We start from the raw sequence: 21,345 nt of genomic DNA on the forward strand, positions 1-21,345 counted from the left end.
CAACTTAAACTAATTTTATTAACACCAAACCAGAGCAAATAAACGCTACTGAAATCCATCGGCTACGTCCTAGAGATTCCTTAAACATATAGGTACTCAGTAAGGCTCCAAATAGCACCGAGGTTTCCCGTAAGGCGGCAACAATCGCAATGGGCACCTGAGTCATAGCCCATAAACATATCCAGTAAGAAGCCATAGACATAGCACCACCACCCACAGCAACAAACCAATGTTGAGTTAAGCTTGCTACAAAAACCTTAGGGTTGTAACGGTATGCCCAAATAATAGCGACTATACCGTCCAAAAAGAACATCCAAACCACAAAACTATGCAGGTGACCAATCTGGCTCACAACATAGCCATCCACAATGGTGTAACTGGCAATCCATAACCCCGTAACCAAAGCGTAATAAAAGCCCGCACTTAGGGGCTTACCTCGCTTAAAGTGCGATAAAATCGCCACACCTCCAGTAATTAATAATATCCCTATAACCTGAACTTGAGTGAATTCTGCTCCCAAAAAAACTAAGCTAGCTAGCAAAACCCACAGGGGACCACTACCCCTTGCAATAGGATACACTTGACCAAAATCACCTTGGGCATAGGCTTTTACCAGAAATACTTTATAACCAAAATGTAATACTAGAGTGACTAGCAACCAGGGCCACATTTGATCCGGAGGAAACGCTACAAAGGGTATAAAAGCTAAAGCAACAATACTTATGCACACCATAATTAAACCCATAGCAATAATAGGTTCGGCGTTTATTTTGACCAATGAGTTCCAGCCTGCATGTAAAGCGGCTGCAAGCAACACTGCAAAAAATACTTCTATAGCCATAAGCGAAAGGTTAGCGACATAAGCGTGAAACTTTTAAGATTTTTGACTCAAATAATGAGCGTAAACTACCGCAAGGGCTGCGGAAGCTAACCTAGCTGCTGGCGGATCTGCCCGCGAAGTAAGCATCACAGGAACCTTAGCTCCCATTAATACACCCGCTGCAGTGGCACCATTAAAGTACACCATCTGTTTAAATATAGCGTTTCCTGTTTCGATATTAGGCACTAACAATACATCTGCATGCCCGGCTACAGGATTTTTTATACCCTTTAATCTAGCGGCTTCTGGGGAAACTGCACCGTCAAAAGCTAATGGCCCAAACACCTGAGCCCTTTGATGATCATGCTCCAACATAACGCCTAAGAGTTCCTTAGCATTAAAGCTTGAAGGCATGGCCTGAGTCACCATCTCTGTAGCCGAAAGCAAGGCGATCTTTGGTTTGGGATTACCTAAAGCGTGCATTACATCCGTTGCACCGCGCAGAATACTAAGCTGAGTTTTAGTGTCGGGTAATACGTTCACTACGGCGTCGGTAATACACAACACACGATCACTGCCTGGCACAGACATATGAAATAAATGACTTAAGCGCTCGCCAGTTCTTAATCCATGATGCTTATCTAACAAAGCACGAATCAGCACATCTGTATGCAAGTTACCTTTCATCAATAACTGCGCATTACCTTGATGTACGCATTGTACGGCTTTTGCAGCGGCGTCTTCTTCGCCATCACAGGCTATAAGGTCAAAGTTATCAATAGGCCAATCAATTGCTTGCGCTGCCGTAATAATCGCGCCTATGTCGCCAACCAGTACAGGAATAATAATACCTGCCTCAAACGCCAATTTGGCACTTTCTAAGGCTAGTTCAGAACCTGCATTAACTACAGCCGTAATCATAGCTGGCAATGCTTGAGCTTGGTTAAGTAGCTGCGGTGGACACACTGGGGTTAACTTACTAAGCATATGACCTGTACTCCAGTTAAACAGTTTTAGTGCGGCTCGGCCAACGTAGGCGAGGCATTAGCTGAGACATCAGCATACCCGTCAGAATTAGACCACAACCCAATAAACCTTGGGCTGGCAGCACTTCATTAAGTAACAAAAAACCACCAATCACAGCGAACACGCCTTCTGAACTTAAAATGATAGCTGCGTGAGAGGGGTGAGCATGTTGCTGTGCTATGGTTTGTAACGTGTAAGCAATGCCTGTAGACATAACACCTGCAAACAATAATGGCAAAGCTGTAGAAGTAATCATTGCCCAAGATAGTTGCTCAAAATACACAGCCAATACCATAGCCAATAAACCTGCTACAAAAAATTGAATCAAAGACAGCTTCACTGTATCCATGCGTGATGCAAGATAACCGATCATTAACACATGGCCGGCAAATGCTACAGCACATATCAGTTGTAAGGTATCCCCTTTGCTTAGGGTAAAGTCTTCATTAATACTTAGCAGGTACAATCCCCAAAGGGCGATAACAGCACCTACCCATGTACCTAATCCCGTTTTCATACGGAAGAAAAGTCCAATCAAAGGAACAAAGAAGATATACATACCAGTAATAAAACCGGCCTTACCTGCTGTGGTGTACTGCAAACCCACTTGCTGAAATGTAGCACCTACAAATAATAGTAAACCTGCGGCAACGCCGCCAAACATTAGAGCTTTGGTAGAAGCTTTAGGCTCTTGCTCTAAGGCTTGCACTTTATTTCTTCCTATCCAGATTACCACAGGGATTAAAGCCACTGCGCCTATGAAAAAGCGTAAGCTATTAAACCAGTGGGGACCCATGGTCTCCATGCCTACACGTTGGGCAACGAAGGCAAAACCCCATATGGCAGCAGCTAGTAACATTAATAAATTAGCCTGAATGACTTTATTGTTCATATGTAACGTCCTTGTTTGTGTCTAATAGAGCAACTTTAGTGGGCAAACCGCTATGGAAGCGGAACATTGGGTCTTCTGCAGAAATAAGTTGAACCTCCAAATCTCGCACTAAGGCAATACGTTGGTGATAATCCTCTAATCCTGTGGCACCCGTTTCCATAGCCACGTCTTTAGCTAAAGATAAGTAGTCTTGATAATGCCTTGCTTCGGATTTTAGTAATGAGGAATAGAACTTGGCCAAGGATTCATCTAAGTGCGGTATGAGTGCCTCAAACCGTTCACAAGATCGGGCTTCTACAAAAGCACCTACAATCAACGTATCCATTAACTTAGCTGGCTCATGGGTACGTACGAGTTGCCGTAATCCACCCACGTAACGACAGGCATCGAGGTGATCATAAACGATACCACGCTCCCGCATGATACGACACACTTGCTCAAAGTGGATCAGTTCTTCTTTGGCTAAGCGCGACATCTTAGTTAACAAGTCTGCCCGTGTGGGGTGACGAAACATTAACTGCATGGCCGTTGATGCGGCTTTCTTTTCGCAATGAGCGTGATCGATCAGCAAGGTGTCTTGCTGTTGTAATGCTTTTTCTACCCAGGCTTTGGGGGTACTACATCCTAAAAACTGCTTTAGTTCCGATAGTGGCACAAACTTGACCTAAGACTAATTATATAAACGAGTCGCATTGTACCCACACAGACTAACAGCGTCTAGGATTACCCACCTACCGACTTAGCAAGTAAGATAAACACTACTAAATACACTGTATCTATAGAAATTATTACTAATAATATCAATTAGTTATGTATTATCATTAGACTAATCAACAAGCCTCAAAACTAGAGATAATTGGGCCATTATGGTACCCTTACTGCACTTATTGATGTTCCCATTGACCACCTTGAACCATCGACACAGAAGGTTCAGGTCCACTAGAGGCTATACCATGTTAGAAGCTTATCGTACCCATGTTGCCGAACGCGCCATCCAGGGTATTCCACCAGAGCCACTCAGTGCAGAACAAACCGCTGATCTTGTTGAGCTACTAAAAAATCCACCTGCCGGTGAAGAAACTACATTAGTAGACTTATTGCGCAACCGTGTGCCTGCAGGCGTTGATCAAGCAGCCTATGTAAAGGCCAGTTTTTTATCGGCTATCACTACTGGAGATGTAACGTCTAGCCTAGTGACCCCTGTTGAAGCGACTGAGATTTTGGGCACTATGTTAGGTGGTTATAACATTCAAGCTTTGATTTCCTGCTTAGACAACGAAGCACTTGCAACCAGTGCCGTTACCGCACTATCTCATACATTATTGATGTTTGATGCCTTCCATGACGTCGACGAAAAAGCCAAGGCTGGCAATACATACGCCATGAAAGTGATGCAATCTTGGGCTGCTGGTGAATGGTTTACCTCCCGCGACAAACTAGAAGAAAAAATCACCTTAACAGTATTTAAGGTCACCGGAGAAACCAATACCGATGACCTATCCCCAGCACCCGACGCCTTTACTCGCCCAGACATTCCACTACATGCTAACTCGATGTTCAAAATGGAGCGTGATGGCATTGAACCTGATGATCATGGTACTACCGGCCCTCTTAAACAAATTGAAGCAATTAAAGCCAAAGGCTTCCCAGTGGTTTATGTGGGAGATGTTGTGGGCACTGGTTCTTCGCGTAAGTCTGCAACTAACTCAGTGTTGTGGTTCTTTGGTGATAACATCCCAGCAGTACCCAATAAAAGAGCGGGTGGTTTTTGCTTTGGGTCTAAAATTGCACCTATCTTTTTCAATACTATGGAAGACGCTGGAGCACTGCCCATAGAAATGGACGTGTCTGGCATGCATATGGGTGATGTGATTGATATCTACCCGTATCAAGGTGTTGTGTGCAACCATGAAACTGGCGAAGAACTCAGCCGTTTTGAACTAAAGACCAACATTATTTTAGATGAGGTTAGAGCTGGCGGACGTATTCCACTGATTATCGGTCGTGGTCTTACAGAACGTGCTCGTACTGCTTTAGGAATGGCAACAACAGATGTTTTCCAAGTGCCCAAGCCACCCATTGAGTCTAATAAAGGCTACACCTTAGCCCAAAAAATGGTTGGTAAGGCCTGTGGCACTGTAGGTATTCGCCCTGGCACTTATTGTGAGCCAAAAATGACTACTGTAGGCTCGCAGGATACCACTGGACCAATGACCCGCGATGAACTAAAAGACCTCGCATGTTTGGGTTTCTCTGCAGACTTAACTATGCAATCATTTTGTCACACGGCGGCTTACCCTAAGCCAGTTGACGTACAAACTCAACACACCCTACCCGACTTCATCATGAACCGCGGTGGCGTGTCTTTGCGCCCAGGCGACGGCATTATTCACTCTTGGCTTAATCGTATGTTGCTGCCAGATACCGTAGGTACCGGTGGCGATTCACACACCCGCTTTCCTCTGGGCATTTCTTTTCCTGCAGGGTCCGGCTTAGTAGCCTTTGCCGCTGCTACGGGCGTTATGCCGTTAGATATGCCTGAATCGGTATTAGTACGCTTTACCGGCGAACGTCACCCAGGCATCACACTGCGCGACTTAGTCCATGCTATTCCTTACTACGCCATTGAAAAAGGCTTACTTACAGTAGAAAAAGCAGGCAAGGTCAACGCTTTCTCTGGCCGCATTCTAGAAATTGAGGGTTTAGAAGACCTCACCGTAGAGCAGGCTTTTGAACTATCCGACGCCTCAGCCGAGCGCTCAGCAGCAGGTTGCAGCATTACATTAAGTGAGGATTCAGTAGCAGAATACTTACGCTCTAACGTGGTCATGCTAAAATGGATGATTAGTGAGGGTTATGGCGACAAACGCACCATAGCACGACGCATTTTGGCAATGGAAGCATGGTTAGCTGATCCGCAACTCATGCGATCAGACAGTGACGCAGAGTACGCCGAAGTGCTTGAAATTGACGTATCAAATATTACTGAGCCTATTTTATGTGCACCTAATGATCCAGACGATGCACGTTCTCTATCTTCCGTTGCAGGTCAAAAGATTGATGAAGTATTTATCGGTTCTTGTATGACCAACATTGGCCACTTTCGTGCTGCTGGAAAATTACTTGACGCTGCGGTTGGCCCTATTCCAACGCGCATGTGGATCGCACCACCTACGAAAATGGATGCCGCTAAGCTAACTGAAGAAGGTTATTACAACATCTTTAGTAAGGCCGGTGCACGCATTGAGATGCCAGGTTGCTCCTTGTGTATGGGTAATCAAGCACGAGTTGCAGACGACTGTACTGTGGTATCCACATCTACCCGTAACTTCCCTAACCGCCTAGGTACAGGCGCAAATGTATTTTTAGCATCGGCAGAACTGGCTGCTGTGGCGGGAATAAACGGCAAACTACCCACTCCTAGTGAATACTTTGAATATACAACCAAACTAGACACGATGGCCGGTGAAGTTTACCGCTACCTTAACTTTGACCAACTAGCAGACTACACTTCTGCTGCCGATAAAGTTATACCAACGGTCGAAGTTGCTTAACAACAGTTAAATCTCGATCAATAAAAAGCCCTTATTTTCAAAAATAAGGGCTTTTTAGCTTATGAATAACCAGTTTTAAGTTTTTTAGTCTAGACTAAGAGTAGTACCTTGGTTCTGGATTCATATATGAAAGTGTTGTTGGTGGAAGACTCTGTTGCTTCTTTGCAAGTGACACAAAAGTTTGTAGAAAGTGCCGGCCATAGTGTCATCACTGCCAACGATGGCGAGCAAGGTATCCAGAAGTTCTTGGAGCATAAACCAGATCTGGTTTTATTGGACGTCAACATGCCCAACATGGATGGTTACCAGTGTGCTCAACATATTCGAGAAAGTTGCCAAGAAGGCAATTCGTGGATCCCTATCATCTTCTTAAGTGCCGATGTTACTGAAGATGCTATTGTAAAAGGCATTGATTCTGGTGGCGATGATTATTTACCTAAACCCATCACCCAAAGAGTTCTAAACGCTAAGCTACGCGCTATGGCTCGTATTGCGGATATGCGCAAGGAGTTAGAAGAAGCTAGTGCCCACCTCAAACACCTTTCATCAATCGATGGTTTAACCCAGCTATATAACCGCCGTCATTTTGACGAAGCACTAAAGCTGGAATGGTCTCGATCAAGCAGAACTCAAGAGCCTTTGTCATTAATTTTGTGTGATATTGATCACTTTAAAGCGTTTAATGACAATTACGGTCATGTGGCTGGCGATAATGCTTTAATGAAAACCAGTAAAACCATCATCGATACTTTAAAAAGGCCGGGCGATTTGCCGGCACGATACGGCGGCGAAGAATTTGCGATTATTTTACCAGGCACACCTGCTGTAGGCGCCATGCTTGTTGCAGAGCAATTACGCACGGCGATGGACGTCCTTGCAATACCCCACATCTTTTCGGACGCTGCTAACATCGTCACCATGAGCATTGGCGTATCCACCTATTACCCAAATCATACTAAGATAAGTCATGTTGAGTTATTGGACTCAGCAGATCGTGGGTTATACCGCGCTAAAAAGAAAGGTCGAAACCGTATCGAACTTCAATCTTTGACTTCGAATATACTATAATTTCGACAAAGCCTGAGCCAAATCTTGTTTGATATCTTCATAGTCTTCTAGCCCCACCGATACACGAATTAAATTGTCCTTTATACCAGCTAAAGCACGCGCCGCAGCAGTCATCCTGCTATGGGTGGTGGTTGCAGGGTGCGTAATAGTTGATTTTGCATCACCAAAATTACCAGTAATCGACAACAACTGTGTATCATCAATACAGCGCCAAGCAGAGGTCCTGTCGCCTCTCACTTCAAAAGAAACAACTGCACCAAACAATCGTTGTTGTTGTTTTGCTAACTGGTGCTGTGGGTGGCTTTCTAAACCGGGGTAATACACTCGCTCTACCTGAGGTTGTTCCTGCAGCCAATGTGCTAACTTTAATGCACTGGAACAATGAGCTTGCATTCTCAAAGATAAGGTTTCTAAGCCATTAATAAACACCCATGCGTTAAACGGGCTCATGCAGGTGCCAACGGTGCGTAAAAAGCCAAATACTGGCTCCATATGTTCTTCGCTGCCTATGGCTACACCGCCTACACAGCGACCTTGCCCATCTATATATTTAGTCGCAGAGTGCATTACAATATCTGCACCTAATGCCAATGGGTTTTGCAAAATTGGGGTGCAAAAACAATTATCCACCACTAGCAGCGCATTATGGCTATGAGCTAATGTAGCTAAAGCCGCAATGTCACCCACCTCTCCAAGAGGGTTGGAAGGCGACTCCAAAAACAACGCTTTGGTGTTAGGTTGGATTGCGTCTTGCCATGCTTGACTATCCACAGGACTCACGTAGGTGGTAGTAATACCCAGCTTGGTGAGAACATTGTCGAATAAACCAACAATAGAACCAAAAATACTGCATGAGGAGACAATATGGTCACCTTGTTTTAGGTGTCCCAAAAAGATACTAGTGAGCGCAGCCATACCGGAACTTGCAGCCACGGCCCTTGCACCACCTTCCATGAGAGCTATACGCTGCTCGAAAGTACGCACTGTTGGATTGGTGAAACGAGAATAAATATTACCTTCAGTTTGGCCGCTAAAACATTCACAAGCTTCCTCAGCACTGCCATAAATGAAGCTAGACGTTGCATAGATCGCATCGTTATGTTCTTGTTCTAAACCAGAAACAGTGCCTGATCGAATCGCTTGAGTGCTCAACGCAGTCTTTTTCAAGTACTCCTTTTGGCGTTGCTGTCTTTGGCTTAGGTTTTTATTTTTCATGTTACAACTTACTTTGCATGTTTGTGGCTAGGGAAACATCATCATCAATGACATTCACGTTATGCATGGACTGATCATTACGGGCAGCTTCTAAATTAGCTAGATAAGCATCGTCAACATCTCCAGTAACATAATTACCATCAAATACAGAACAATCAAAGTTAGCAATATCACTACCGCCACCCTGGGTTGAACGAACCAAGTCTGCAAGATCTTGATAAATCATACGGTCAGCACCAATTACCTCTCCTACTTCTGCATCAGTGCGGCCATATGCTACTAGTTCGTCTACAGAGGGCATGTCAATACCATAGACATTGGGGAAGCGAACAGCAGGCGCGGCAGAAGCAAAGTAAACCTTTTTAGCGCCCATTTCACGCGCCATTTCTATAATAAGCGTAGAAGTAGTGCCGCGAACAATAGAGTCATCAACCAGCAACACATTTTTGCCACGGAACTCAAGCTCAATAGGGTTTAGTTTCTGTCGCACAGATTTTTGTCGCTGCGTTTGTCCAGGCATTATGAAGGTGCGGCCAATATAGCGGTTTTTAATATAGCCTTCACGTAATTTCACCCCAAGCTTACTAGCAAGTTCCACGGCAGAAGTGCGGCTAGTATCAGGAATAGGGATCACTACGTCAATATCGTGATCTGGCCAATCTCGTAAAATTTGATCAGCCAAGTACTCACCCATTTTCAAGCGTGCTTTATAGACAGAGATACCGTCCATTACAGAATCCGGTCGGGCTAAATAGACGAATTCGAATAAACAAGGTGACAAAACTGCATTTTCTGCACACTGGCGAGTAAACACATGCCCAGTTTCGGTGATATATATACACTCTCCAGGGGCCAAGTCACGGACCATAGTATAACCTGCAGCATCCAGGGCTACACTTTCAGAGGCTACCATATACTCAGCACCGTGTTCGGATTCACGCTTGCCATAACATAATGGGCGAATACCAAATGGATCCCGCATACCCACAATGCCAATGTCCGTAATCATAGCAATGACGGCATAACCTCCCACACAACGGCGGTGAACCTGACGTACAGCGTAGAAAATATCTTCTTCAGTTGGCACTAACTGGCCCAAACGCTGCAGTTCATGAGCAAACACGTTTAGCAGAACTTCAGAATCTGAATTAGTATTAATGTGGCGTAAATCAGCTTTAAAAATGCTTTCAGCAAGTTCCGCTGCATTGGTTAAATTGCCGTTATGCGCTAAAGCGATTCCATAAGGTGAATTAACGTAGAAAGGCTGCGATTCTGCAGCACTAGAACTTCCCGCAGTGGGATACCGCACATGGCCGATGCCCATGTTACCCACTAAACGTCGCATATGACGAGTACGAAAAACGTCTCGTACTAAGCCATTATCCTTACGTAAAAAGAACCGGCCATCCTGGCAGGTCACTATCCCAGCCGCATCCTGACCACGGTGTTGCAAAAAAGTCAGGGCATCATAGATTTCCTGATTAACGTAAGACTTGGCAACAATACCAACGATACCACACATGCTGAAACCCTCATTACAACGCTACAAGAGCGTTGATTGCAACATATCCAATAGACCAGAAGCACTACTAGACATTTTATAGGACCACTCATCAACCAAGATAAAGTGAGGAATAATTAAAGAATTTTGCCACCATTGGTCATTACTTACTGGTGTTAGCGACAGTAAAGAAACCATGATAATGACTAACAAACCTCCCCGCACAACACCAAAGACCATACCAAATAAACGGTCTGTACCGCTTAAACCTGTGGCCGAGACTAAGCGAGAAAAAACATTATTTATGAGCGCGCCTACTACTAAAGTGACAGCAAACAAAATGGCAAATGCAGCAATCACACGAAACTGAGGCTGATCGATCCAATCCACCATGAAATTGCTAAGCTTAAAAGAAAACAAACGTGCAACAAAAAATGCCGCCACCCAGCTCGCTAACGACAGCAGCTCCTTAACAAAACCACGTAGTAGTCCAAACACACTGGAAGTGGCAATAATGCCCACTAGTATCCAGTCAAAAACGTTGAGGCTTTCCATACATGACCTTGATTAACTAACTGATTAAACTACTTTAGTAGAGCAGCCCCTTAAGGCTTTTCTACTTCATATAAGGTGACCATACCAGCCATTTTAAACTTATTTTTCAGCTGTTTTTGCAAGACTTCAGCTTTGGACCTATTGAGCTCTGGCCCTACAAGCACCTTAAATAGCGCTTCATTAGGTACCATGTAAGCGGCAAAACCTGCTTTAATGACCTTATCCCTTAAACGGATCGCATTAGAGCGATTACCAAAATTACCTAGCTGTACTACCCATCCATTAGGAAGGCCTTGTTGATTCAGCAAGTCATCATTTGGGTCAAGCTGTGCCTTTTTGTCTGCCTGCGCAGTATTAGTCGGTAACTCTTCTACAGCTAAAATTGGGCTTAACTCAATGACTTGTGAATCACTTGGATCAACATTTTCCATGGCATTAACCACACCGCTTTCTGGCATAGCGGGCTGCTGCTGGGTAGATTGATATTCTTCTAGACCTGCACCATCCAACCAAAATGGTAAAATAATGACGGCCAGACTCAACAGCATTAAACTACCTACAATACGATGTTTCACTGTTGCCTCCACTAATCTTGTTCCTTCATTTAAATAAATCTGCCTAAGATTCGATTAAAGCCAGCACTGCACCTACGGTCACAAATGAACCAAAAACAATTATTCTGTCTGTTTGTGACGCCATTTCTATGGCTTGATTAAAGGCTTGAACCGGGGTGTCATGAGTCGCTACGTGGTCTGAAGCAACACCATGTCTAGCCGTTTGACTTGCCAGCTCCAAGCTCGACAAACCACGGGCGCCATCACTGCTCGCTAACATCCAGTAATCAAAGCTTGCACTTAAAGCAGCGATCACTTGTTGATAGTCTTTGTCACCCAACATAGCCAATACGGCGATGGTTTTACCTACACAGGCTTCATTGGCTAAAGTAGTTGCCAGGTTTTGTGCTGCTTGTGGATTATGGGCAACGTCTAAAATAAGTTGTTTTCCTTGCCACTCAAGCCTTTGAAAGCGGCCCATTAGACGTGCCTTGCCTAATCCGCAGACAATATCAGAAGCCTTGATCTCAAAGGTTAAACAGTTAATCGCCTGTACTACTGCTGCCCTATTCATTGGTGGCAGCACAGTTTCAGGCAGATCGATGGATAAACCTGATGTATTACTAAAGGTGTTGTTTTCAACTTTAAAATCAACACCATTTTTAAAGCACTGAGCATTAATTTCCTGAGCATATTGAGCTACGGAAGCTGGACAATCCATAGCACCAACTATAGCGGGTTTATTGGCTCGATAGATACCTGCCTTTTCACGTCCAATAACATCTACATTGTCGCCAAGCCAATCCACATGATCCACCGAAATACTAGTTACAATCGCCACATCAGCATCGATCAGATTCACCGCATCTAAACGGCCACCTAAGCCAATTTCTAACACCGCAACATCTAAATCGGCACGTTGCATAAGGTCAAAAGCCAACAGGGCATTAAACTCAAAATAAGTCAGCACGGTAGCCACACCCGCAGCATCATAACGGGCTTTATTCACACGCTCAAAGCTAGCACATAAAGCTGCATTATCTACAGGCTCGCCCTGTAACTGAATACGCTCATTAAAACGCACAAAATGTGGTGACGTTAGACTGGCATACGCCAATCCAGTTTGCTCCAAAATGGAGGTTAAAAAAGCAACACTAGAGCCCTTGCCATTAGTGCCTGCTACGGTAATTACTTGTTTAGCGATAGGTGCGTCGCGTAGCAGACGCTTAGACACCCGGCGAATGCGCCTTAGACCCATGTCAATTTCATGGCTTGGGTGTTGCTGTTCTAACCAAGTCAGCCAATCACCAGCTTGGTCAAAGGATAGTGTTTGCGACATATGAAGTTAAGCTTCGATAACAGGCGCAGGATTTTGAGTCATGGCACTTAACAAACGACCAACTGTAGCGCGCATGTCATGACGAGAAACAATCATATCAATGGCTCCATGATCTAACAGAAACTCACTCTTTTGAAAGCCTTCAGGCAAAGTTTCACGTACAGTTTGCTCAATAACACGGGGCCCGGCAAAACCCATACGAGCCCCAGGTTCCGCAAGGTTTACATCGCCTAGCATAGCTAAACTAGCCGAGACACCACCATACACAGGGTCTGTGAGCACTGAGACATAGGGAATACCCTGTTGCTTTAGCTTTTCTATTGCAGCACTCGTTTTAGCCATCTGGAACAAAGAAGTTAAGGCTTCCTGCATACGCGCACCGCCAGAAGCGGAGAAACACACTAATGGAATACCCTGCTCCATGCTGATATTTGCTGCTCGCACAAAACGTTCGCCAACAACAGCACCCATGGACCCGCCCAAGAAATTAAATTCAAAGGCCACAGCAACCACATCCAGACCTACCAATTTGCCTTTCATAGCCACCAATGCGTCTTTTTCTTCGGTGGCTTTTTGAGCCGCAGACAAACGATCTTTATACTTCTTTACGTCTTTAAATTTTAGCTTATCAACAGGCTCTATTTCTGCCGCTATTTCAGTACCTGAGTGAGCATCTAAGAACATGGTCAAGCGATCACGGGCTGGCACACGCATGTGGTGTTCACATTTTGTGCACACCTCTAGGTTCTTTTCCAGTTCTGGTTTGTACAAAGCTGACGCACATTTAGGGCACTTCTTCCATACGCCTTCAGGAATGTTGCTGCGTCGGTCTTTATTACCTAGGTTGGTTAAAATACCTGCAGGTACAATTTTATCTAACCAGCTACTCATAGCTTCTCCCACCGCAATCTCTGGTCACGGCATTGACGTATTAAATTTATTACGCAGTTGTGTCCATAGCTTGACGCATTGCTGATAGAGTATCTACTACTTGAGCGCAGCCTTTTTCTGGATTGCTGGCATTATCTCCAAGAGCACTAACCAACACACTACCTACCACAACGCCATCAGCTATTTGTGCCACGCGGGCAGCAGAATCTGCATCTCGGATGCCAAAACCTACACCTAAAGGCAATTGCGTATGCTGCTTAACCAAGGCTAGCTTTTCTTCCACGTCATCTGTGTCAATCATAGCACCGCCAGTTACACCCTTTAATGACACATAGTACAAATACCCACTACCAATGGCACATATTTTCTTAATACGCTCTTCTGTGGAGGTTGGAGTAATGAGGAATATAGCGTCTAAGCCTGCTTGATGTAAATTCTGAGTGAATTCTGCACCTTCTTCTGGTGGTAAATCGACAAGTAGAACACCATCGAGAGCTACCTTTTTAGCCGCCGCTACAAAGGTTTCGTAGCCCATCTTTTCTACAGTGTTTAAATAACCCATTAACACCACTGGCGTGGTGTCATTTTGTTGTCTAAACTCTGCCACCATGTCTAAAATCATAGCCAACGAGGTATTATGAGACAAGGCCCTTTCACAGGCCAACTGAATTACTGGGCCATCAGCCATGGGATCTGAAAATGGAATCCCTAGTTCTATAATGTCAGCACCCACAGACACCATTTGGTGCATTAGCCCAACAGTCACCTGTGGGTTTGGGTCACCAGCAGTAACATAGGGAATTAAGGCCTGACGACCTTGGGCCTTCAGTGCGTCAAAGCAAGCTGCAATACGACTCATGATCTATTTCCTTAAACTTTAATGCCATCGATATCAGCGACGGTCTGCATGTCTTTATCACCACGGCCAGAAAGGTTAACAACAACCGTTTGGTCCGGACGCATTTGAGCAGCCATTTTACAAGCATAAGCAACTGCATGGCTTGATTCAAGGGCTGGGATAATCCCTTCTAACAAGCATAGCTCACGAAAAGAGTCCAAGGCTTCAGTATCTGTCGCTATCACATATTCAGCGCGGCCAGTGTCTTTGAGATATGAGTGTTCTGGACCAACTCCAGGGTAATCCAAACCAGCAGAAACTGAATGAGTAGGCAAAATCTGGCCGTTTTCATCACTCATTAAATAAGTACGATTACCATGCAAAATCCCTGGAGTACCCGCTGAAAGTGGAGCCGCATGCTGGCCTGATTCAAGACCATTGCCACCCGCTTCTACACCAATTAAGCGTACTTCCTTGTCTTCAAGGAACGGATGGAACATACCGATAGCATTTGAACCTCCACCTACGCAGGCAACAACAGCATCAGGCAACCTACCCGTTTGTTCAAGGCTTTGGCGACGCGCTTCACGGCCCATGATGCTTTGAAAATCCCGTACTATTTTTGGGTATGGATGTGGGCCCGCAGCAGAGCCAATAATGTAATAGGTATTATCAACATTGGTTACCCAATCACGCATTGCCTCATTAAGGGCATCTTTTAATGTTTGGGTACCAGACGTAACACCCACAACAGTTGCGCCTAAAAGCTTCATCCGATAAACATTTTGTGCTTGTCGTCGAATGTCTTCAACACCCATATAAACCACACACTCCAAACCCAAACGAGCAGCCACAGTAGCACTGGCAACACCATGTTGACCCGCACCTGTTTCGGCAATAATACGAGGCTTACCCATATGCTTTGCCAATAGTGCCTGGCCAATGGTGTTATTAATCTTGTGTGCACCCGTATGATTCAAGTCTTCACGTTTAAGATAGATTTGCGCCCCACCATAAGTATCTGTTAAGCGTTTGGCATGATAAAGAGGCGATGGTCGGCCTACATAGTGCGCCATGTCTAAATCAAATTCAGCCTGAAACGCAGGACTTTGCCACAATAGATCGTAGGTATCACGAAGTTCATCTAGGGCTGCAAATAAGGTTTCCGATACAAAACGTCCACCATAGGGGCCAAAATGGCCGTCCGCGTCTGGCAATGTTGCTGCTTCAATCACTAGAGGTTCCTTTTATTTCAACATGGTTTAATAATTACGAAGGTAAATAAGATAAATAGGGTTTTGCTTGGCCCATAAAAGCAGCAATTTTAGCACGATCTTTAACACCTTTGTGGCTTTCAACCCCACCACTGACGTCAATCGCCCAAGGTTTAACTTGTTGTATCGCCTGTTGTACGTTATCAATATGAATGCCACCTGCCAACACCACATCCACAGCAATATCAGTAGGAATACGATGCCAATCAAATTGATCACCTGTACCGCCCGGCACACCAGATTTATATGCATCTAACAACAATCCTTGAGCTCGGCTATAACACTGTCTTTGCTGGTGTAAATTGATATCTGGACGCATTCTCACAGCTTTAATCCAGGGTAGCTGGAATTGCTCACAAAACTGCGCTGATTCTTTACCGTGAAACTGTAATACAGAAAGTGGCACTTGAGAAAGGATTTGATCTATTTCGGCAGCAGTAGCATCTACGAACAAACCTACACAGGATACAAAAGGAGGCAACGCACGTGCAATATCGACTGCAATAGCAATATCGACAGCCCTAGGACTTGGCGGATAAAACACCAACCCTATAGCATCCGCACCAGCTTGAGCAGCAAAAACCGCATCGTCTGCTTGGCGAAGGCCACATATTTTTACCCGAGGTTGAGTCACAATGAGTCGCAGTTATTTATCGATAAAGTGCTAAGAGCTGAGGCCCAATGGTAGCAGATAAATCAGCCTTGTGAAGCACTATCTGGGTTTATTAAGAGACTCTTTTAGGCATTCATCCAAGGGGCCAAAAAATGCGGCCCCACAGGTTGTTGTGGCAAACCAAAAGCGTCGTCATATTCGGCATCCACGAAGTATAAACCATAGGGTGGTGCCGTTGCTGCACTTACCCGCCTGTCCTGAGCCATTAAAACTTCTAACGCCCATTCTGGTGGGGCTTCACTGGCACCAATTTTCATCAGTAAACCCGCAAGATTTCGAATCATATGATGCAAAAATGCATTTGCACGCACATCTAATACAATATAATTACCTGCGCCTATAACATTTAAATGGTGAATGGTACGTATAGGGCTGTTAGCCTGACAAGATGCGGCACGAAGCGAGCTAAAATCATGGGTGCCCAACAGATAGCCTGCAGCTTGTTGCATTTTACTGATATCCAAGGGGCGATAGTTCCAACTTACTTCCTTATCCATCAGAGCAGGCCGCATGGGATGGTTAAAGATGACGTAGCGATATCGGCGAGCCGTGGCGCTAAAACGCGCATGGAATTTTTCATCCACCGGATGCGCCCACTGGATAGCCACATCATCTGGTAAATTCATATTGCCCCCGTGGGTCCACGCCCGCAGAGGCCTTTGTGCCGAGGTATCAAAATGTACCACCTGTGCACTAGCGTGAACACCAGCGTCTGTGCGTCCTGCACACATCACCTTGATAGGCTCGTTAGCCACCATGCTAAGGGCATCCTCAAGCTTTTCTTGCACGGTAATATGCCCATGTGGCTGTCGCTGCCAGCCATGATAATTTCGCCCGTTATACGCAACACCCAAAGCGATACGCTGTTGCCCCAACGCCAAAAATTCAGATGCGTCGGCTTTAACTTGTGTGGTCATATAAACTTAGACTTTGTTAATGCTAGACAATAAAGCACTGGCTTGTGCTTGGTGTTCGGCATTACCTTGATCGAGCACTTCTTGTAATATTTCTTGGGCCTGCAGCACCTCTCCCATATCGCGATAGCTTTGCGCCAGATCTAGTTTGGTATTCATTTCTTCTTCATGAGACAAATATTCCACAGGCTCATCAGCCTTATTGTGCATTTGCCTTTGTCCAGTCAACATGGCCTCTACATCAGCCGACAAGTGCACCTGGTCATCCTGAATTTCTGTGTTGAAACCCTGCCCTGTTAATTGGGCTTCATCTTGCTCTTGCTGCCTCAATAACTCTTCAATAAAACTACGCTCTGGCATGCCACCTTGCATTTTTTTTGCACCTTGTTGCAAATCAGCTGCTTTGGCGCTTGGCTTAGTGTCGTAATCTGCCAAAGGATCAAGGGTAATTGGTTCCTCATCAGCTATTTCTGGTGGGGTTTGCTGTACTGGCAAAACCCTTCGGCCACGCCTGATAATCCACCAAAAAAGCCCCAATACCAATACAATAGGCACCAACAAAAACGCTAACATTGGCCCCATACTTAACCACTGTGCTATCTGCTCATCTTTGCCATTTAACACCTTGCTTTGTGCAGCTAAGTCTATATTCTCTTGTGTTGTAACTAGGGCCTGCTGAGCACTCGCTAGCTCCTGTTCCGTTTGATTAAGATCAGCTTGGGTAGATTCAAACTTTTGATCTAAAGTTAGCATATTGGTTTCTAACTGAGCTCTCTCTTCGTGCAGACTTTTAATATCCTGCTTTTGCACGGCCACACCTTTGGCAAGATTTTTACTAGTTTTAGCAAGCTGCTCTTGTTGCGATAGTGCTGCACTGTTATCGGCTTGCAAGCCTTGCACTTCGGCCTGCAGCACTTCAGACTGGCTTGCTAAACCATTAAGTTTATCCTGCTGATTTTGTACTTGTTGCTGCAATTTAGCGCCTTGTGAAATTTGCTGCTCAAGTTTAACTACTGCAAGCTGTTTTTTTGGTTGCTTCTTCAGTGTTACTTTTACTAGTGTAGGAACTAAAGCCTGATATGCAGCCTTTGCCTGTTTGACAGTACGCGCACTAAGCTCTTCTGGCGTAGGCAAACGCAACCGACTGTTAGCCATTACTTGACGAATATCACCATCCTTGAATGCCGCAGGGTTTGCCCTGTATAGGCTAATCAATGTTTGCCAAGGGCTAATGCTTTTGGGAGTATTATTATCAGCAATACGCCATAAGGTTTGACCCGGTTTAACAATTACCCAGGCTGGAGCCACTGCTTCAGGTTGTACAATAGTGATTTCACTCTGAGAGTCTGACAACTGAGCTATAGTTTCCTCAAGCACGTTTTCTGCATCAAGGGCTTTTACTAGAATCTGTGGCTCTTGAGCAGGCTGCTCGTTAGTTTGTTCGTCAGGCTTCTGGGTTGCCAAAAATGCAGGCAATATAACAGCATATTCTGCTAACAACCGACCACCTAAATAATCCACTTCAAAAATAAAATCAAGCTGCGACTGTTCGACAGGTTGTTGTCCCAGAACCTGTACAAAATAGCTACCCGCGTTATCAACAATGCTGACATCTAGTTCAGAGTACCATTCTAGATAAGGTAAACCTGCGGCCAGAAATTGTGCTGGCCCTGCCATTCTAGCAGCCATCGAGCCTGGCAGAACGCCTTCTATTTCAATCAAGTCAACTTGCAGTTGGAGTGGCTGTAACAGCGCCGAATTGACTTGAATTTGTCCTAAGGCAATGGCCTGAGCATTTGCGCTTAAGAAAATACTTGTGAAGCCAAGAAGACATAAAGCCTGCTTCTTTTTTGTAGATATCATGTGTACTACTACTCCAACCATTTGATCTGCTATTGTCGCAGCCTTGGGCCCACAAAAAAAGGCGCCTAAGCGCCTTTTTTAACAGGTTGCTATATTTATGCTTCTAGCAAAATTCGCAACATACGGCGTAAAGGCTCAGCGGCACCCCATAAAAGTTGATCACCTACGGTAAAGGCAGACAAATACTCTGGCCCCATGTTGAGCTTCCGTAAACGACCCACTGGCACAGTCATGGTACCAGTAATCTTAGCTGGAGTAAGTTCAGCCATAGTAACATCACGATCATTAGGTACAACTTTAACCCAATCATTAGCATTGGCGAGCATATTTTCAATTTCATCCATCGGCACATTCTGCTTCATTTTGATGGTGAAAGCTTGGCTATGACAACGCATTGCGCCTACGCGAACGCATAAGCCATCTACTGGAATAATATCAGTGGTGCGACCGAGAATTTTGTTAGTCTCTGCTTGAGCCTTCCACTCTTCACGGCTTTGACCGTTGGTTAGCTGAGAGTCGATCCATGGAATCAAGCTACCAGCCAAGGGTACACCAAACTGGCTAGCGTCGTTGTCACTAGCGTTAATGGCTAAAGACACCTTGCGATCAATTTCTAAAATTGCTGAAGCAGGATCAGTTAGTTCACTAGACACAGACTCACTAATGTAACCCATTTGCTTCAACAGCTCACGCATGTGACGAGCGCCGCCGCCAGAGGCTGACTGATAGGTCATGGCTGACAGCCACTCAATATGATCACCAGCGAACAAACCGCCCAAGGCCATCATCATCAAACTTACTGTGCAGTTGCCACCAATAAAATCGGTTTTACCTTGGGCCAATGCTTGATCAATGACGCCACGATTAACAGGGTCTAGAATAATCACACTATCATCTTGCATACGCAAGCTAGACGCAGCATCAATCCAGTAGCCTTTCCAGCCGGCGTTACGCAAAGGTCCAAAAACGCGATCTGTGTAGTCACCACCCTGGCATGAAATTATAATATCCATGGTTTTAAGGGTGTCAATATCGTGGGCATCTTGCAATACTGGCGCTTGTACACCGAAATCAGGCGCAGCTTGGCCAGCTTGAGAGGTGGTAAAAAACACAGGTTCGATTAATTTCAAATCGTTTTCTTCCAGCATACGTTGCATCAATACTGATCCAACCATGCCGCGCCAACCTACCAGTCCTACACGCTTCATTTCTTTAAACCTTTTCTCTTAAAAATACTAAAATTAATGCTTCTTAATAAGCCGCTATATTAACCGTTAACTAGCGCAGAAACTACCGCATCACCCATGGTTTTTGTATCCACTGTTTGCATGCCGTTGGCGCTTATGTCGGCAGTACGTAACCCCTGATCTAACACCACGCTAACAGCGGTCTCAATAGCATCTGCTGCCGCACCTTCGTTTAAGGTGTAACGCAACATCATAGCGGCCGACAAGATGGTCGCCAATGGATTCGCTTTGCCCTGACCTGCAATATCTGGAGCTGAACCATGGCAAGGTTCATACATACCCTTACCTGCCTCATCTAAAGAGGCAGAAGGCAACATGCCAATAGAACCCGTAAGCATAGCTGCCGCATCAGACAATATATCGCCAAACATGTTACCCGTAACCATCACATCAAACTGCTTAGGTGCGCGTACCAGCTGCATAGCAGCGTTATCAACATACATATGACTTAGCTCCACATCTGGATAATCTGTTGCCATCTCATCGATTATTTCACGCCAAAGCACGGTTACTTCCAATACATTGGCTTTATCTACGGAGCACAATTTACCGCCACGGGCACGAGCCGCTTCAAAAGCCACCTTACCGATACGGCGAATCTCTGATTCTGCATAAACGTATGTGTTGTAGCCTTGCCGCTCGCCGTTGTCTAAAACACGAATACCACGTGGCTGACCAAAATAAATACCGCCCGTTAGCTCGCGAACAATAAGGATATCTAAACCCGATACAATTTCAGGTTTTAAGCTAGAAGCATCCGCCAACTGTGGGTATAAAATAGCTGGCCGTAAGTTACCAAATAGCTTCAAGTTAGAGCGTAAACCCAGCAAGCCTTTTTCGGGGCGAATGGCCATATCCAAGCCATCCCACTTAGGGCCGCCAACAGCCCCTAATAAAATAGCATCAGCTGCTTTAGCTGCATCTAGCGTGGCCTCAGGTAATGGACCACCCGTTACATCGATGGCACTACCACCAACCAAAGCGCTGGTAATGTTCAAACCCAAATTAAACTTAACATCTGCGGCTTGTAGCACTTTTTCAGCTTCAGTTACAATTTCTGGGCCTATGCCATCACCTGGTAAAACTAAGATATTGTGTGTCACTATTATTGCCTTTTAAAA

19 protein-coding genes are annotated in these 21,345 nt (G+C 45.1%); 2 read left to right on the forward strand and 17 right to left on the reverse strand.

Features of this window, described 5'->3' with window-relative positions; translation table 11 throughout:
• Positions 1–4: 4 nt before the first annotated feature.
• From ABXT70_RS07435 to ABXT70_RS07450, 4 genes are read right to left on the reverse strand one after another with little or no spacing between them, the layout of a single operon-like run.
• A complete protein-coding gene (locus tag ABXT70_RS07435) occupies positions 5–841 on the reverse strand; it encodes an EamA family transporter (RefSeq protein WP_443639856.1) in 837 nt (278 codons plus the stop codon).
• A gap of 33 nt (positions 842–874) precedes the next feature.
• Positions 875–1,807 (reverse strand): bifunctional enoyl-CoA hydratase/phosphate acetyltransferase, encoded by a 933-nt coding sequence (locus ABXT70_RS07440; protein WP_443639857.1) that lies wholly within the window; start codon positions 1,805–1,807, stop codon positions 875–877.
• 16 nt (positions 1,808–1,823) lie between these two features.
• A complete protein-coding gene (locus tag ABXT70_RS07445; RefSeq protein WP_443639858.1) occupies positions 1,824–2,738 on the reverse strand; it encodes a DMT family transporter in 915 nt (304 codons plus the stop codon).
• Positions 2,728–3,393 carry a tRNA-(ms[2]io[6]A)-hydroxylase gene (locus ABXT70_RS07450; protein ID WP_443639859.1) on the reverse strand — a complete coding sequence of 222 codons (666 nt, stop codon included), beginning with the start codon at positions 3,391–3,393 and terminating at the stop codon, positions 2,728–2,730. The genes ABXT70_RS07445 and ABXT70_RS07450 overlap by 11 nt, the downstream gene beginning before the upstream one ends.
• Positions 3,394–3,691: 298 nt before the next feature.
• Here ABXT70_RS07450 and acnB point away from each other — a divergent pair, with 298 nt between their 5' ends.
• A complete protein-coding gene (gene acnB, locus ABXT70_RS07455; protein ID WP_443639860.1) occupies positions 3,692–6,292 on the forward strand; it encodes a bifunctional aconitate hydratase 2/2-methylisocitrate dehydratase in 2,601 nt (866 codons plus the stop codon).
• A 126-nt stretch (positions 6,293–6,418) separates the two neighbouring features.
• On the forward strand, positions 6,419–7,360 hold the full coding sequence (locus ABXT70_RS07460; RefSeq protein WP_443639861.1) for a GGDEF domain-containing response regulator: 942 nt from the start codon (positions 6,419–6,421) through the stop codon (positions 7,358–7,360).
• Here the strand turns inward: ABXT70_RS07460 and ABXT70_RS07465 are convergent.
• From ABXT70_RS07465 to leuB, 13 genes are all read right to left on the reverse strand, one after another.
• Positions 7,355–8,575 carry an O-succinylhomoserine sulfhydrylase gene (locus ABXT70_RS07465; protein WP_443639862.1) on the reverse strand — a complete coding sequence of 407 codons (1,221 nt, stop codon included), beginning with the start codon at positions 8,573–8,575 and terminating at the stop codon, positions 7,355–7,357. The genes ABXT70_RS07460 and ABXT70_RS07465 overlap by 6 nt on opposite strands.
• A 1-nt stretch (position 8,576) precedes the next feature.
• Entirely contained in the window at positions 8,577–10,097 is a 1,521-nt protein-coding gene (gene purF / locus ABXT70_RS07470) for an amidophosphoribosyltransferase (protein ID WP_443639863.1), read from the reverse strand.
• A gap of 21 nt (positions 10,098–10,118) precedes the next feature.
• On the reverse strand, positions 10,119–10,631 hold the full coding sequence (locus ABXT70_RS07475) for a CvpA family protein (protein WP_443639864.1): 513 nt from the start codon (positions 10,629–10,631) through the stop codon (positions 10,119–10,121).
• Positions 10,632–10,681: 50 nt separating this feature from the next.
• The gene (locus ABXT70_RS07480) at positions 10,682–11,206 is read right to left on the reverse strand and encodes an SPOR domain-containing protein (protein WP_443639865.1); all 525 of its coding nucleotides are present in this window, start codon (positions 11,204–11,206) and stop codon (positions 10,682–10,684) included.
• 43 nt (positions 11,207–11,249) lie between these two features.
• Positions 11,250–12,524, reverse strand: coding sequence for a bifunctional folylpolyglutamate synthase/dihydrofolate synthase (locus ABXT70_RS07485; protein WP_443639866.1), 1,275 nt, complete (start codon positions 12,522–12,524; stop codon positions 11,250–11,252).
• 6 nt (positions 12,525–12,530) lie between these two features.
• Positions 12,531–13,415 carry an acetyl-CoA carboxylase, carboxyltransferase subunit beta gene (gene accD, locus ABXT70_RS07490; RefSeq protein ID WP_443639867.1) on the reverse strand — a complete coding sequence of 295 codons (885 nt, stop codon included), beginning with the start codon at positions 13,413–13,415 and terminating at the stop codon, positions 12,531–12,533.
• Between the two features lie 49 nt (positions 13,416–13,464).
• Complete coding sequence (gene trpA, locus ABXT70_RS07495; RefSeq protein WP_443639868.1) at positions 13,465–14,274, reverse strand: tryptophan synthase subunit alpha; 810 nt, start codon at positions 14,272–14,274, stop codon at positions 13,465–13,467.
• Between the two features lie 11 nt (positions 14,275–14,285).
• Positions 14,286–15,488, reverse strand: coding sequence for a tryptophan synthase subunit beta (trpB, locus tag ABXT70_RS07500; RefSeq protein WP_443639869.1), 1,203 nt, complete (start codon positions 15,486–15,488; stop codon positions 14,286–14,288).
• A 34-nt stretch (positions 15,489–15,522) separates the two neighbouring features.
• A complete protein-coding gene (locus tag ABXT70_RS07505) occupies positions 15,523–16,161 on the reverse strand; it encodes a phosphoribosylanthranilate isomerase (RefSeq protein WP_443639870.1) in 639 nt (212 codons plus the stop codon).
• Positions 16,162–16,265: 104 nt separating this feature from the next.
• On the reverse strand, positions 16,266–17,117 hold the full coding sequence (truA, locus tag ABXT70_RS07510; RefSeq protein WP_443639871.1) for a tRNA pseudouridine(38-40) synthase TruA: 852 nt from the start codon (positions 17,115–17,117) through the stop codon (positions 16,266–16,268).
• 6 nt (positions 17,118–17,123) lie between these two features.
• Positions 17,124–18,977: a FimV/HubP family polar landmark protein gene (locus ABXT70_RS07515; protein ID WP_443639872.1), complete on the reverse strand. Its 1,854-nt coding sequence runs from the start codon at positions 18,975–18,977 to the stop codon at positions 17,124–17,126.
• 95 nt (positions 18,978–19,072) lie between these two features.
• Complete coding sequence (gene asd, locus ABXT70_RS07520) at positions 19,073–20,185, reverse strand: aspartate-semialdehyde dehydrogenase (protein WP_443639873.1); 1,113 nt, start codon at positions 20,183–20,185, stop codon at positions 19,073–19,075.
• Between the two features lie 59 nt (positions 20,186–20,244).
• Positions 20,245–21,327 (reverse strand): 3-isopropylmalate dehydrogenase, encoded by a 1,083-nt coding sequence (leuB, locus tag ABXT70_RS07525; RefSeq protein ID WP_443639874.1) that lies wholly within the window; start codon positions 21,325–21,327, stop codon positions 20,245–20,247.
• Positions 21,328–21,345: the final 18 nt, after the last annotated feature.

Source organism: Candidatus Njordibacter sp. Uisw_039 (genome assembly GCF_047730075.1).
In the GTDB taxonomy this organism is placed as follows: domain Bacteria; phylum Pseudomonadota; class Gammaproteobacteria; order Pseudomonadales; family Balneatricaceae; genus Njordibacter.

Excerpts from the sequence above, each read along its gene's own strand:
- ABXT70_RS07435 (WP_443639856.1), bottom strand. The coding sequence starts at position 841 with ATGGCTATAGAAGTATTTTTTGCAGTGTTGCTTGCAGCCGCTTTACAT.
- ABXT70_RS07440 (WP_443639857.1), bottom strand. The coding sequence starts at position 1,807 with ATGCTTAGTAAGTTAACCCCAGTGTGTCCACCGCAGCTACTTAACCAA.
- ABXT70_RS07445 (WP_443639858.1), bottom strand. The coding sequence starts at position 2,738 with ATGAACAATAAAGTCATTCAGGCTAATTTATTAATGTTACTAGCTGCT.
- acnB (WP_443639860.1), top strand. The coding sequence starts at position 3,692 with ATGTTAGAAGCTTATCGTACCCATGTTGCCGAACGCGCCATCCAGGGT.
- ABXT70_RS07460 (WP_443639861.1), top strand. The coding sequence starts at position 6,419 with ATGAAAGTGTTGTTGGTGGAAGACTCTGTTGCTTCTTTGCAAGTGACA.
- ABXT70_RS07465 (WP_443639862.1), bottom strand. The coding sequence starts at position 8,575 with ATGAAAAATAAAAACCTAAGCCAAAGACAGCAACGCCAAAAGGAGTAC.
- purF (WP_443639863.1), bottom strand. The coding sequence starts at position 10,097 with ATGTGTGGTATCGTTGGTATTGTTGCCAAGTCTTACGTTAATCAGGAA.
- ABXT70_RS07475 (WP_443639864.1), bottom strand. The coding sequence starts at position 10,631 with ATGGAAAGCCTCAACGTTTTTGACTGGATACTAGTGGGCATTATTGCC.
- ABXT70_RS07485 (WP_443639866.1), bottom strand. The coding sequence starts at position 12,524 with ATGTCGCAAACACTATCCTTTGACCAAGCTGGTGATTGGCTGACTTGG.
- accD (WP_443639867.1), bottom strand. The coding sequence starts at position 13,415 with ATGAGTAGCTGGTTAGATAAAATTGTACCTGCAGGTATTTTAACCAAC.
- trpA (WP_443639868.1), bottom strand. The coding sequence starts at position 14,274 with ATGAGTCGTATTGCAGCTTGCTTTGACGCACTGAAGGCCCAAGGTCGT.
- truA (WP_443639871.1), bottom strand. The coding sequence starts at position 17,117 with ATGACCACACAAGTTAAAGCCGACGCATCTGAATTTTTGGCGTTGGGG.
- ABXT70_RS07515 (WP_443639872.1), bottom strand. The coding sequence starts at position 18,977 with ATGATATCTACAAAAAAGAAGCAGGCTTTATGTCTTCTTGGCTTCACA.
- asd (WP_443639873.1), bottom strand. The coding sequence starts at position 20,185 with ATGAAGCGTGTAGGACTGGTAGGTTGGCGCGGCATGGTTGGATCAGTA.